We start from the raw sequence: 14,734 nt of genomic DNA on the forward strand, positions 1-14,734 counted from the left end.
CAATCTGTTCAAGAGTGATTCGCAACGCGTGGCATTTTTACTATGCGTTGCGTTCAGTGTTTAAAGTGGTATGCGGGAGCTTCGCTATTGCGGTGCTTATACCTTAACTGGGTATTAATAATCAGATGCCACACTTTCCCAGATGCAATAGCCACTTCCAGAGCCTTAGTTTTAAAGTGCTTTTGTCCAAGTATGTCACTGAGTGAGCAGTTTAAGGTGTCATTGTCCCATTGTACTTCAGCAAGAGGTCGTCAGCTTGTGAACGAATAAGAAACACAGGCAAGCTTTGATGCTTTACGAGAAAATGAATGCGAGTGAAGCCATATCAACTTTAAGTAATTGATAACACTCTTGGATTTTAGAGTGTTATCTGTTTTATGGAGAGGGCATACACAGGTTATTTTATTGGAAATCTGTGAACTTGTTTGAGGCTCATTATTATACTCTCCGGTGTTAGCTTGGGGTAATTCAGCACGTATTGACTCAAAGCTAAGTGTCCTAGCATGGTTGCATCATAAGCAGAGACAGGAACTGCCATAGCCTTTTTTTTTGCCTCCATCAAAGAGCAGAATAACGAGAGGTTAGAATTTTTATTTTGCCATTGGAGGCTATAACCTTTGTCCTTATTTATGCCATGCGATTTGGCATCATATTTTTCTCTAATACCTAATAGTACAGCGATTAATGGAAGTAGTTCAGCCTTAGTTATTTGCACGATCGTTTTATTTCCCCAATCAAATTTCCTTAGCGCAACACTAGAGGCTGCTTCGAGGGACACTGTATGCCAACCTCTCTTTGTTTGGGATGGCTTCATCTCAATAGCAGCTTTAGAACCATGGCACTTATGGGAGAAGTATTGAGGAAAACTGCCTGAGTACCTTGACTGATTTTGAGAGTGTTCTTGAGGTACAAAGTGCTCTTCTTGGTTTGCATAATGCTCAGGGGCATTATTCCCATAGAGTTGTTCCTGTGCTCTAAATCCTTGATTTTGATGGTAGCCTTGTTGGTGTTCTGTTTCAAAATGTTGGGCGTTACAGTCTTGATTATACATATTCAACCTCTACGAATTGCTGATGAAATAATTATCTCACTAAAGAAAAAAGCAGCAACTTGGTAGATATTTGGTAAAAGAATGCATCAATCGCGTTAAGCAAAAATGCACTTTAATATTGTGAATTAGCTTACCTTAAAACCACAACTCTGAATCGAATCTCTTTAAGCTCTTAAGTGGGATTATTTGTTTTGGAGATTAAAATGTATAGGACACAAGCTTTCATGCTGGTTGTTTTGTTGTCGATATCTGGCAATTTAATGGCGAGCTCAAACACTCTACTGCCAGATGTAAAAGCGCTTGCATTAGATAAGCTGGTCTTAGATAGATCTGATGCCCCTGTTACTGTTCTAGAAACATCTCCAATTACGAATTCCAAAGGGGAAGTCGCTCAAGGGATGACGGAGGTTACTCTGACTCTTGATGCTTCAGCCAAGAACGCAATCATTATTCAAGGTAAAACCCTACAGCCTGGAAAGTCTATTTCACTTGTTCAAGATTTATCAGCAACAGGTGGAGCGCTTAAAATCCCTACTTACCCAGCAATCTCACATAAAGCAGGCATAAGTCACTACACGATAGATATCCCGAAGGTTACAGCCAAACTTTGTGCTGATGATTATACTCATGATAAATCGGCAAATAATTGTTTTAAAGTTAATACAGTTAATCTTGTCTATGACTGCCCTGACAGTAACTGGCAAGCAACTGGAGACTTACGGAACTGTACACAACAAACTACGATAGCAAAAGGTTCATGCCCTTCTGGATTAAGTTCTAATGGTGACGGAACATGTAGTAAATCTGAATACATGCCCACTGCGTCACAGTGTATTGCTGGTTATACCTACTCAACAACGAATAATCGGTGTGAGAAAACTGAGGTGTTTCCATCAACTAAAATTTGCCCCGCAGGATATACCTATTCGAGTACATATAAAGATTGTAGGGCAACTGAGACTCGTTCTGCTTCATATGGTTGTCCTTCTGGTTGGACTAATAGAGGAAGTTATTGTTCTCGTACAACAACTTCTAGACCCGGTGGTGATAGATGTCCACGTGGATATGTTGGATTCAAAGGGGACAGCATTACTAAATCAGCAAATGGAAACGTGAATCTAGATGCTACTCAAACTAAATGCTTTAAGCAGGATAATACATTCTGCTCCGATCCAAGTAGATATTGGGTAACGGACTTTAATGGTGACATCTGTCATACTTACACAAAGAAATCGGTTCCACTCGATCAAGATTGTCCTGCGGATTACCCGCATGTCTCATATTGGAATAAGCCGTATAACAAAACATGCGGTAAAGCCACACCCACGGAGGTCCCTTCGCAGTGTCCATCGGGGGCTACTAAGTATAACTGGGGGGATGCTTGTGCGTTTCCTAGTGATTTTGTAGATGTTACTCCCGTTACAACTGAAGAAACGACATCTAAAGTTTACTCATGTCCTTCAGGTTGGTCACGAAGTGGCTCAACTTGTTCTCGAACAACAACAGCTGCTATGACGGATTCTTGCCCCGCAGGAACAACTAACTTAAACAACGGTAATTGTTCTAGGTTTTTAACAGATCCGGTTGAGTGGGTTTGTACTAATCCAGAATATTCAAAGCTAACGGATACTTCTTGTGAAAAGGTTACGGTTAGTAATCTCGTTGGCCAGTGCCCTACAAATTATGTAAAAAATGGAAATAAGTGTGACTTTACGTCAAGCATTCCCGCTGGTGAGTCATGTGCAGTTGGCTTTTCTAAGGTCGCAAATGAGTGCATTAAATCGGTTTACTCTTCCCCTAGTTGTCCAGATGACATCCTAAGCTCAAGTTGTATCTGTAGTGGTGGGACGACATTAAACGAGTCTTCTTGGATGTGTGAGGGAGCTCAAAAGTCTTCTGTACTTAAAACTTGTCCTGCTGGTTATACGCTTAATGGAAACCAGTGTAGTTATAGTAATCAAGTAGATGTTGTGTTTGATTATTGTCCTGCTGGAATGACAACTAACGGTTCAAACTGCCAATTTAGCTCTTCTATTTCAGCAACTAAAAGTTGTACGGCGCCTTTTGCAGTTGTTTCAGGCCAGTGTCAATATATTGATTATAAGCCTGCTGGTTATGGTGGGAGCGGGGTAGAAGCTAAGACATTTGAAGGTGACTTTGTTGCTGAGTTATCAAGAGTAGAGTTAGAAAGTACAGAATTTGATGCTGTTGTCAGTCAAGTTAATGAAATTGCTATCGATGTTAGTGGTGGTTGTCGTTTGGTTTCATCTGAGGCCGAAGCTAAAGGTGCTATTAGGAGAGGGGATGTCCCATGTTCTTTAATCTGGAAAAACTTACCTGATGGACTCACCGGCAATAACAAAACTCTCAGTGGTATCTTTAAAGCTGCTGGGACGTATAAGTTGGGTTATCAACTCAAAGGGTTCAGTGGTTCAAGTACAGATCAGTTTTTAATTTCTACTGGTGAATTAACCGTTAACGTCAATATGCCAACTAAGCCAGTAGTTACTGACATTACAACTCGTCTAATGAATAAAGTCGTTAGTGGGTTTGAGGTTTATAACTATGATGCATCGAGTCGTATAAGCATAACAACAGCAATTGTGGAACCAAAAAACTACGAGCAGTCGGTAGAGATTGAAAGTGTTGGTAATTGTGATGTTCCAGCCAATGCCACTTCTTGTAATGTGTACAGTAGTGAGTCATTTGTTCGAGATCCTGACAATCTAACCTTTGATAGTGTCTATAAGGTTTGGGGTAACAGTAAAGTCGGTGGTTGGGATAAAGCCGAATTAACTGCTAAAGACTGGACTATTCACCATGACTTCCGTGGTCCAAGTATTGAATTTTCTGAGTTTAACTCGATCGTTGATAACCCACCTATTTTAAATGAATCGTTAGGTTTTCCCGTTTCGGTAAAAGGTGGTGAAGGCGCCATAGGGGTTACTAATTTTAGGGCTGAATTAAGTTCAAATGAGCGCTGGTGGAAACCAACGAAAGTTGAGCTCGAGTTTCTAGCCGTTGATGGTAAACATAGTGTCAGTACGATAAGCGCTAATGGTACAGATGTGACGTTTGAAGTGCCTAACAGTACTGGAGATAATCCAATAATTAGTAATTATGAGGTACTTGAAGAGCTAGGGGGGAATGCATACCCATTTAGAATGAAATCATTAACGCCTGGGCTATACACCGTAAAGATATCAGCCAAAGATGCATATAATAATACTTCAATTTCAACCGTTGATAATATTCAGGTAGCTACGCCAAAACCTCAAATAAAATTTGTCCATAAAAAACGACCAGTGAGTGAGACTAGCGTATCCACGATTAATATGCTTGATGATGTCATGGTTGTTGCCCACAACGGGTTTGAAGGTGATACAACAATTACCAGCATAAAAATTGATGGTAGGAACGCTTTAACAACTAACTCTGAAGGCTATTTTAAGCTATTAACTGGTGAGGGCTTCGATTTATCGGCTAATCAAACATATCTTATGGAAGTAGAAGCTGAAGATACAAATGGTTCAACTACTGTATCTAGCATTTCATTTAATTACTTACGAATGATGTTTGGTTTTCAAAGAAAGCCTTCAACGGTGATTCAACTCGTTGAGGACGTTAACTTAAAGGTCTCTAGAACACAGGGGCTACGTTGTGATCTGTATGGAACTAAGTCGGCAGCGGCTTTAGCTGCTAATAACTATAATCATGCCTGTTATATTGAGTGGACCTCATTACCTGATGGATTGACACCAGAAGTAGCAACTTATCAAGCAAGTGCTGTTGGTGGGGTAAATATCTTGGGAGAAAACAAAGTTGGGTTTGATGCTTATATTGTCAACAAAGATGGCAAGGCAAGTAAGATTGTTAGTGATGAAGTAACCTTTACTTCAATAGAACCTAAGCCAATCTCTATGGCTCTGGATGAAAGACTTAAACTTGCTGAAGGTGTTTATAGTATTTCTGTAATGGACAGGCAGATAGGCCGTTACCAAGGAACTTCTAGCAGGGCTAATATCGATGTAGAGCTATCAAACGACTCTGGTGATACAAAGCAATATAAGCACAATCAACTTCCTTTTGGTGAGACACAAAACTTCTCTTCTTATGCAGATAAGTTAGGTGATGCCAAACTATGGGACAAAGTTCCTTATCAATTAACTGGTGAGTACCGCTTAGCTCCTCAACTATCGGACACTGTAAATTTTGATTTAGTTGTAACCCCACATCCATATATGCAAGTAATTATGGATTTAGATAGCCCAAGGTACGCTTCAACGGAGTCAATTGAAGCGACAATAAAGCTAGGAATTAAGAATAACCTTAGTAACACATTCGAATATAACGTCGAAACAATGGGTATTGGGTGGGATGTCTATATTGCATTTAAGAAGGGAACAGAATACGAGGCTATAACTGATTCTGTGCAGATCGGTACTGATGGTAAAGGGGTCATTAAGCTAGATGCAGATGTTATATTCAGCCGTAATGAAGCCATTTATGCCATTGCAGAGGCTCGCTCACCATACCCAGAAATCCAAATACAGCGAGTTTCGATCCCACGTAGTATTACTGTAGTTAAAGGAACGGCTGTAGAAGGTGAGATTGTTTCTAGAATTGTTCATTCCAGGATACCCGCAAACTTTGATTTAAGATTCGACACTCAATCTTTTCAAGACTTTTTAGTAATGGGAGATATTGAATGGCAGAAGATGGATGGTTCATCTTGGGTGAATATGCCTGATTTGTCTGGTCGTCAATACGCTTCCATTAAATCAATTACTCCTGAGACACTAGATATTCGTGCGGTGATCACGAACAAAGAAACGGGCGCCATAACAGAAACTGAAACAATCCGTTTGGTCTCATTTGATAAGCCGATGATGAAGATTGAAGGCATCAGCCAAGCCATTTCTGGACAAGCGATAGAGCTCACTGCAGTAGATAATGATACTACGCCGCAGGGAGATACCGTTGTGGAGTGGTCTTTGGATGGTGAGAACTGGGAGCAAGGTTTTGATAAATTCACTGTAAATATTGAAGAATCAAATATAAAAGTTCATGGGCGTATGAAGTATGCCAATACTGCTGATGATATTACTGCTGGGCAATGGAGTAAGGCGATAAAATACATTTCAGTGACAAAACCCAAGCCGATAATTTTAAGTATGGTAAAACCATCAATGGCAGAGGTTGGGACTGAAATTGAGCTTAAGATGATGATTTCGAATAGCTTTGCTGGAACAGGAATACCGCTTAAAACTGAATGGTTTTTGCCTGATGGTACGACTGTTAATGATATAAACGAGATCAAATATGAGCTAGTTGAAAGTGATTTAGATGAGCTGAATAGAGTGTCAGTTACTGCTAAGGCGTGGTTAGAAGGTTTTAAAAATGTAACTTTAGGTGAGTCGGTAGGTGTTATGAATACCTTTAGCTATCAATTCCCTGATGATTCAGATCTAAGCCTGACAGTAAATAACAACATTAAATTTGTACCTTCAACTGGGTTTGCAACAGTCAATATGCCATACATTAATGCTCCTGGAGTGCGGTTCACGTATGACTGGACCTTTGATGATACAGCTATAGAAAAAGTAACGGCTAATGGTAAAGGTATGAACTTCAAAGTCATTGAAGCAGGTGTACATTCAATTATGGTTACAGTTTCTGATAATCGTGGGAACTTTGCACATATAAACGACTTTGTAGATGCTGTTGAGCCTAATGACCTTGAGTTCAAAATGAATGAAGTATTCTCCAATAAGTATAAACGTGCTCCTCTTACAGCATCTATTTATCCCAATGTGAAAGTGGGACATCCATATGACTTTGTGAAAGAGTACGTTTGGACAGTTAATGGCGTGCAGGGCGAAATATCAAATAGAGCAATTGGAGCATTCAATGATTTAGATGTAGGGCACTATGAAATTGATTTGGATGTTAAGACCAATTTTGGTCAAACAGGAAAAACATCTTTCTCCATAGATGTTTTCGCGAATAAGATCCCTGTTTGCTCGCCGTCAATAAGAAAGCAATACGGTGTCCATATTGTTGATGCAAACTGTAAAGATGAAGATGGTAAAATTACATACTATCGCTGGGTTGTTAATGGGACGGTATTCAGCCCTTATGGTTCACAAGTGAGGTTCAATGAAAATGATTACCCAAGTGCTTCGATTACCATAGAAGCTGTAGATGATGCTGGTGGCATTGGTGTTGGGCAAGTCAATTTCTAACTGAAAAAATTAGTACGAATAGATAGTAACTATGGAAAAAGGCCAATCAATTTTTGATTGGCCTTTTTGTTTTGGTACAGACAGAAATCGTATTTAAGATGTTCAAATTGACCTTCCTATTTCGCATTTTTCGATACTTTTATTATTAACATTACAAGAGTGAATACCTATTTGGACTTGTGATGAGAACAGTTGTTGTCAGTTTTTCCTTAATTGGATTGTCAGTATTGCTCTTCAATGCTGCGTTCACTATTGCTATCCCTGCACAAGAGTATTCATGCCTGAATGCTAGTTACTTTCTTGTTGATAAATCGGAGAAAAAATTGGAGCGGGATAGGCTTATTGCATTCTATTTACCAAATGAAACAGAATTTTTCCCACTTGGTAGTAGGTGGATAAAGTTGTTGGTTGGAATGCCGGGAGATGAAGTAGTTATCACTGAGAATTCTGTAACTGTAAATGGGCATGAGTACGTTAACAATATGAAGTTGCTGCTTATGAAACTAAAGATGGATAGGTCTGAAGTTGAACGAAAAATTACTTTAGGTAGTAACGAATACTTCATGGTTGGCGAAACTCCACTTTCTTACGACTCAAGGTTCTGGGGCGTAATTTCTGAGGAAAATGTAATAGGGAATGCATATGCGATTTTATAGTTTAGTTGGTATTACTCTTTCTTTATTGAGTTTGCATATAGCTTCTGCGCCTGTTCCACCAGCTGGAATGACACAACATGAAGCGATGGAGCTTGCAGAGAAGAACGGATGGTTTGAAGGCTTAAACCTAACTGGCACAGGTGAGCAAAAAGCATCTTCTAAAGACGTGAGCGCCTTTATGGATAATGCAAAGAAGCAAGTCCAGGCCATTTCTAAGTCTGCTATTGAGCTGCCAGATGCTGAAACAAGGCCGGGTTCACCAATCATGATGTTTGTTAGCTTATCTATGCCTAGAGCATCATTGAAAGATGCATTTAAAAACGCTTCAAGCTCTGGCACTACGGTTTACATAAACGGCATGTTTGAAGGTGATAAGCACATCATGGATACAATGATGCGGTTAGAAGTTATCGCTAAAGATATGACGATTAAGCCTAATGTCAAATTTGGGCCTACTTGGTTCAAAAAGTACAACATACAACGAGTACCAGCTTTAGTTTATGACAACGAATTAAAGCAAATAGTCATGAAGGGACTAACCCAGATTAGTTTTTTTAGAGATAAGTTGTCTGAAACTACGAAAAGCATAGATCTTGGAGATTATGGAGCGACTTTTCCAGTTGAAGAGGAGTCGTTGATAGAGCAAATCCGTAAGTTAATGGAGAAGATGGACTGGGAGTCCAAAAAGCAGGCTGCAGTTGATAATTTTTGGAAAAAGAGAAACAACACTCTCCTAGAAACCACACTAGAAGACCACACTTATTATATTGATCCAACAGTAAAAATTCAAAAAGACATTATCAATAAAGCTGGAGTTGTATTGGGAAGGGCGGGGCAAACTATCAATCCATTGACAAGCTCACCCGGTGCTTATTTAGGCATGTATATCGTAAATCCATTAGATCCTCGTCAATTAAAATGGCTCGACTCATACATTGGAAAATTTGATTACCGTGATCAAATCATCATAACCCAAGTGGATAATCAACGTGGCTGGGACCACTTAACCGAGCTAAGAAACCGTTATCAACGGAACATATATTTATTGGAAAAGGAGCTTGTAGCTAAATTTGCACTTAAAGCTGCACCTTCAAGAGTATCAATCGAAAAAGCATTTCTTCGTATTGATGAAATAGGGATGAGGGATTTGAAATGAGGTTAATTACTATTCCCTTGAGCATTATTGCTGGGATCTTTCTCACGCTAACTTACCCAGATGTAGCTTTCATGATTCTTGATAATTTCATGGTTCTAGTTGACTGGTTATTTCAGTACTTAAAAGCCTTTTTTGAGGGGTAAGGTTTCAATGAAACTTATTAAATGTTTTGTATTAATTGCTTCAATCATGGCCTGTGGTTCTGCAAATGCTTCTAACACAAGCAATCTATGTAAGGATGCTGAAATTTGGACAAAGATCTTGGACCAAATCTGTTGGAGCTGCTTTACGGAAGGGTTGTCATTAATGGGGATTGGTAAGAAACCTGAAGGGGCAAGTGGTAATAATCCTGTTTGTGCTTGTAATGATAACCTCGGGGTGCCGTATGTTGGCACCAAACTCTCATATTTTGCACCTTTACGATTAATTGAAACAGTTAGAACTCCTTGGTGTTCTCCTACTTTAGGGGGGATAACGCTGCAAGATGATTATACTGGGATAGGTTTCTCAAGTGGATCTTCCTCATTTTGGCAGACTCATTATTTTGCTTTTCCGTTAATGGAAATGCTGGAGATCTTATACATAGATTGCCATCAAGATGGTTACATAGACTTAGATTTGATGTTCTTATCTGAAGTGGACCCTACTTGGTCAAATGATATCCTTGCTCTTCTTCTTTCACCTGAAGCAATACTATTTGCCACTCCTTTGGCTACACCGTGGTGTGCATCTGATTGCGCTCTGATTTCAGCAGATAAAGCCCCCGAATCCACATTTGGCTGTGCGGGTTGTGATGGTCATCTGTATCCATTTACTGGCAGGGTAGCTGGTCAAACGGACACAGTTGCTCAAACTAGTTTGGTTGCACAGCGTATGGTTAGTTCACTGCATCGAAAAGGACTGTCAAAGAAGACGATGGGTGAGGAGGCTGTATGTAAGTCTACTTACGCACCGTTTACTCCTAGGTCTCAATACAAGTTCAGCATGATATTCCCAAGAGCTGAAGCTGATGAAACTAAAAATGATGTCTCTGGTTGTTGTCATCCTATGGGGCAATCTACAAATCTGTGGTGTTTGCCTGTAGGGGGGAGAATGAGACCCGGTATGGAAGATGCCGTTTACATGTTATGGCAATACAAAGAGTGTTGTTTAAGCCTATCAGGTGGGAGTTAATGACCACCATGAAGACAATCGCTTGCTGGAAAGTCGGTGTTACTTATTTTACCTCCTTTTGTATGTTGGCTGGTGGTCTTCATTGGGCTTTCTTTTTCACCATTGTTGGCGCCGTAAGCTCGTTTGATGTTTATGCAGTCGATGAACTCAAGAATAAACTTGAACAGAAGTATGATCTATCGACGGCTAAGAATGTAGATGGAGTTGATCTTTATAATAAAGTATTAAGTAAAAATACTAATGGAGGAACATCAAATCCAGCTTTAGAGCAAGATCTAATAAATACTGATTACGGACCAGGACAAGCTTTAGAGTTTGACCAGTATCCAGTAGTAGATTTTGATGCTGAATTTAGGAGTTACTTAAGTGATGGCCTTGGGGTTGAAGCTAAAGCTCCAACTATGACAAATGGCAATATCGATGCAGAATATTATGAAAAGGCAGGAGTTAAGATAGAGCGAGATGCAAATGGTAACTTGGTGAGTACCAGCGTTCCTATCAGTGAGCGAGGTGTTAAGAAAAGCAGTATTCATTCGAGCGAAGCATTTAGTTCACAACAAGATAGACCTGATGCTGAGTTTAATGCACCAAGTAATTATGGTGATGAAGATGCCTATATTGAAGACATGCGAGCCCAGTATATTAATTCTGGTACTGGTAAAACAATGGAGTCTGAAGCGTATAGGGCAATTATAAAAGCTTCAACAGATAATCCTGCTCAAGTAATAAACTCTGATGCGTACTTTCTTGATGCCGGCAACAAAGCTTTATCTGATGCTGCAAACGGTGAAGGCATTTGGTCCCAAACATGTAAAGATGAAACTATTGTAGAAACTGATATTAAACAGATCCCTATTTGGGAAAATAAGATCTGTGCTCAACCAAACCATCAGAATATGGACTTTTGCGAAGTTACAAGAGTGCTAGAGTCAAATCCTCAATATATTCAAGGCAAAACACCTCAATATGTTGAGGTATATACCCAAAACCCTGAAGGCTGTGCAGATAGGTTAGGGTGGCGCCCAGAGTGTCCACCAAATACTGATTGTATGCAGCCACCAGTAAGTAAGGTTAGGTCTTACAGTTCATCCATGAGTGCTCAAAAGACCTCTATGAGTGTACAAAGCGTTTCTGCTTTGAGTGTTCCCTCTGAAACTGGCTCCAAGAAATCTTCAATGAATGCCCAAAAGACTTCTATGAGAGTACAAAGCGTACCCGTATCTAGTGGTTCTTCAGTAACTAACTTAAAGCAGTCCAATGCAAGATCACTTTTATCGGGTCAGTCAAACGGGTCAGCAATATTATCGGTTAGCCCAATGGCGGCATCAGGAAGTGGCTATCCTATAAGACCGTATGATGAGTCTGCGGCCAGCAGATGGGAAACAGTTTCAGGTAGCTGTAGTCATGTCGGTAATGGGGGGATAATTTGTACGTATAAAGGAAACGGATATGTAGGGGTATTCGATGGGCAAGCATATAAAGCTACTCAATGTTCATTTGACCAACAAAACGAAATGTCAGTAAGTTCAACATGCTTATTTGTTCCTTTTATATGTGCACCAACTGAGATGCCATCATTTCAAGATATTTATAATAAAAATGACCAAGTTGGTGAAAACGGACCTATTAAGAATGTTGGTGGGTATGATTATGTACCGACTAACTGTCAAGGTGTAAGCCCACATGCACCAGATATAATGGGGTGTGATTATCAACTCGCATGTCTTAAAACCCCTGTCTGTGAAGTTACAAGTATTTGTGAGGGCTACACGCCTCAATTCCCTGTAGATGATTTTTGTACTTTTGATGAGTGGGAGATCATAGACCAAGGGACATACAATTATAATGAAAAAGTCATTAATCAGATTTCAAAAATGTTTGCTGGAGATCCAAATCCTGGGCCTTGGTATGGCGGTGATGAAAATGGAAATGATCAATATCAAGTTGCAACATGGAAAATTAATGCAAAAGGCTATAGTTGTGATCCGCTTCGAACCAATGAATATTGTGTTGATGTGCTAAACGAAGATACCCAGCAATTTGAGGAGCAATGTTATACCTATGAAGAGTTCAAAGCTTTAGAGGGAAACTGTCAACAATTTAAGGACAATCAGAGATGCGAGAAAACAGGTAGCAGTTGTGCAGAAGGCTGGTTTAACTCAAAAACTGGTATCTGTTATATGTATACCGATGATTATCGCTGTGATGTTTCAAATCCCTTGGAAGTTACCAAAACAACTACAAAGAACGTATGTGCAGCGATGCTACCTTGTATGGGGAATGATTGTAATATTGGTGAAGATGAAGCAAGTGATGATTTTGAAAAAGCGGTATTGATGGGGAGTGTTGCACAAACTGTTGATGATGATGCTTCCTGTGTAGGTGAAGATCCAAATACGTGTGAAATATTCCCTGGTGAGGAAAAGTATTGTTCTTGGGAATTAAGCGGTCTTGGTAATAACTGTTGCGAATCACCAGAAGGGGTCAATTACCTCGAAATGGCAGCTCTCGGCTATAAAATGATGCAAACTGATGCTTTCAAAACGGTGAGCTCAAACCTAGGATCATATGTTCCTGACGCGGTAGGTGGGATGTATACAGACTTTACGAATATGATTGCAGATGGATGGAATGCTGGCTCTAAAGTCGTCGTAGACTTTACTAGCTCTATCATGGGTGACACTGAAGTTATTAACAGCGCCGCAGAGTCCGTTAGCTCTGGTGCGGCATCCGCATCTGAAGCTGTCTCAACAATGCTTCACTCAATGCAGCAAAATGTGTACTCATTCATCAATGGTGCGTTGCCGGAAGAGTTAGCCTCATTAATGTTTCAAGAGGCTACTGCAGAAATGGTAGATCAAGGTGCCGCACAAGCAGGTGACTTAGTTCTAGGGGAACTGGCCAGTACCATGATGAGTATTGTGAGCTTCGTCGGGTTGATCTACACCATATACAATGTGGTTAAGTTGCTTGCAAATCTCTTAACTCAGTGTGATGAAGTTGAGCAAGATATGGGGGTAAAGTTAGCCCAAAGACAATGCTTTAAGGTCGGGAACAAGTATTGTGCTGAAGATATTCTAGGGGTTTGTTATTTAAGACGCCAAAATTATTGCTGCTTTTCCTCTATATTGTCACGAATCATTGCTGATCAAGGCTCTAAGCAAATTGGCAAAAATATGAATGGTTGTCCTGGGTTTACAATAGAAGAGTTTGGAACCATAGACTTTGATAGGTTAGATTTATCTGAGTGGTTATCAACCATGTATGAATCCGATATCTTATCAACGTCAGGCTATGATGTTGAAAGATTAACTGGAACAGGCCGAACTTACGGTAATGTTGATTGTAGTAAGAGTGAAGATCCAGAATGTGTGGATTCTGAGCGTAAAAATGCAAATGAAAGGGCTAATGAGCAGTTTAAAGAGGGAATGAGTGATGATACGAATCAGCTTAAAGAGACATTTAGCCCTGAACAAGTGGATTGCTCCATTTATCCAAGGCCATTAATTTGTGAAATGGGGGGGTGATTACTGGTAGTGTTTTTTTACCCAAGGATCGATTTCTGCCAATGTCTCGATTGAAATAGACGAAGTTCGTTTTGAATTCTCATGAGAAGGCTTAATAAATAAGTAAATATCCTTGTTGTTAGAAACAAATGGGAATTTTGTTCTGTTTCTAATGACTGGGGAGAAGATATAGAATTTTTCATCTAAATCTAAAGAAAGATAGTTTGAACCAATAAAGCCTTCATACCCTATAACAGCAAACAACCCTTTGTTTCCGTTTGGAGTTATTGATGCATATTTGATTAGCTCTGGTTTGTTGTAATGAATGAAGTTGCAGGTATCACTTTGCTTATAAGACATTAACTCATTTTTTAACTCGCAACCCTTCCCCTTAAACTCCAATAAGACTCTAGAGTCTTTGGAGTGCCTCTTTTCAACGAATGTCACCTGTTTTTTGCTTTCAGCTAAAGTAATGAACTCTTGTTCTAGGCTATCAAAAATTGATTGTATATTACCTTTCTCTTTAACGGGGTAATAAACGATATTGTAATAGGTGTGCAATGGTGCTGAACCTTGATTAGTTCCGAGCATACTAAGAAATGCACCGCTTATTCCACCACCAAATGCCGCACCGATAATTCCATCAGCAGCATAATCTAAAGCGCCTGCACTAGCATCTGCACCTTCTGGCACTTTGGCATCTTGCAGCCCTTTATGAAAGCCTAAAGAACCATCAACTACGTTCATTGCGAAACTCATGTTTGAGTTGTAAACAAAGTCGTTACTAGATTGAGGTTGACTTGGATCTGTAGATGCACACCCTACGAGTAAGGTTGATGTGATAAGAGTGGTTGCAAATGCTTTCAAGGTAAATGCTTTCATTGATTCTTCTCTTTCTTATTGAATATACACAAATGATATAGGCGATATACAAACACGCTACCCTT

7 protein-coding genes are annotated in these 14,734 nt (G+C 39.8%); 5 read left to right on the plus strand and 2 right to left on the minus strand.

Going from position 1 to position 14,734, the window contains the following annotated elements; genetic code table 11:
• Positions 1-397: 397 nt before the first annotated feature.
• Positions 398-1,051 carry a hypothetical protein gene (locus BM736_RS18585; RefSeq protein ID WP_076414945.1) on the minus strand — a complete coding sequence of 218 codons (654 nt, stop codon included), beginning with the start codon at positions 1,049-1,051 and terminating at the stop codon, positions 398-400.
• Between the two features lie 191 nt (positions 1,052-1,242).
• On the opposite strand from BM736_RS18585, the gene BM736_RS18590 reads away from it, so the two are divergent.
• The 5 genes from BM736_RS18590 to traN all read left to right on the plus strand — a co-directional run bounded on the left by BM736_RS18590 (position 1,243) and on the right by traN (position 13,808).
• Positions 1,243-7,296, plus strand: coding sequence for an Ig-like domain-containing protein (locus tag BM736_RS18590; protein WP_143562435.1), 6,054 nt, complete (start codon positions 1,243-1,245; stop codon positions 7,294-7,296).
• 182 nt (positions 7,297-7,478) lie between these two features.
• Positions 7,479-7,952 carry a signal peptidase I gene (lepB, locus tag BM736_RS18595; protein ID WP_076414948.1) on the plus strand — a complete coding sequence of 158 codons (474 nt, stop codon included), beginning with the start codon at positions 7,479-7,481 and terminating at the stop codon, positions 7,950-7,952.
• A complete protein-coding gene (locus BM736_RS18600; RefSeq protein WP_076414949.1) occupies positions 7,939-9,108 on the plus strand; it encodes a TrbC family F-type conjugative pilus assembly protein in 1,170 nt (389 codons plus the stop codon). The genes lepB and BM736_RS18600 overlap by 14 nt, the downstream gene beginning before the upstream one ends.
• A 150-nt stretch (positions 9,109-9,258) precedes the next feature.
• A complete protein-coding gene (locus BM736_RS18605; protein WP_076414950.1) occupies positions 9,259-10,281 on the plus strand; it encodes a TraU family protein in 1,023 nt (340 codons plus the stop codon).
• Between the two features lie 8 nt (positions 10,282-10,289).
• Positions 10,290-13,808 carry a conjugal transfer protein TraN gene (gene traN, locus BM736_RS18610; RefSeq protein WP_179079079.1) on the plus strand — a complete coding sequence of 1,173 codons (3,519 nt, stop codon included), beginning with the start codon at positions 10,290-10,292 and terminating at the stop codon, positions 13,806-13,808.
• On the opposite strand, the gene BM736_RS18615 is transcribed toward traN, so the two are convergent.
• Positions 13,809-14,669 (minus strand): hypothetical protein, encoded by an 861-nt coding sequence (locus BM736_RS18615; protein WP_076414953.1) that lies wholly within the window; start codon positions 14,667-14,669, stop codon positions 13,809-13,811. It abuts the gene before it with no gap.
• Positions 14,670-14,734 lie beyond the last annotated feature (65 nt).

The sequence above is a fragment of the Shewanella sp. UCD-KL12 genome (genome assembly GCF_001957125.1).
Lineage (GTDB): Bacteria > Pseudomonadota > Gammaproteobacteria > Enterobacterales > Shewanellaceae > Shewanella.

Coding starts and splice junctions, on each gene's coding strand:
- BM736_RS18585 (WP_076414945.1), bottom strand. CDS start 1,051: ATGTATAATCAAGACTGTAACGCCCAACATTTTGAAACAGAACACCAA.
- lepB (WP_076414948.1), top strand. CDS start 7,479: ATGAGAACAGTTGTTGTCAGTTTTTCCTTAATTGGATTGTCAGTATTG.
- BM736_RS18600 (WP_076414949.1), top strand. CDS start 7,939: ATGCGATTTTATAGTTTAGTTGGTATTACTCTTTCTTTATTGAGTTTG.
- BM736_RS18605 (WP_076414950.1), top strand. CDS start 9,259: ATGAAACTTATTAAATGTTTTGTATTAATTGCTTCAATCATGGCCTGT.
- traN (WP_179079079.1), top strand. CDS start 10,290: ATGAAGACAATCGCTTGCTGGAAAGTCGGTGTTACTTATTTTACCTCC.
- BM736_RS18615 (WP_076414953.1), bottom strand. CDS start 14,669: ATGAAAGCATTTACCTTGAAAGCATTTGCAACCACTCTTATCACATCA.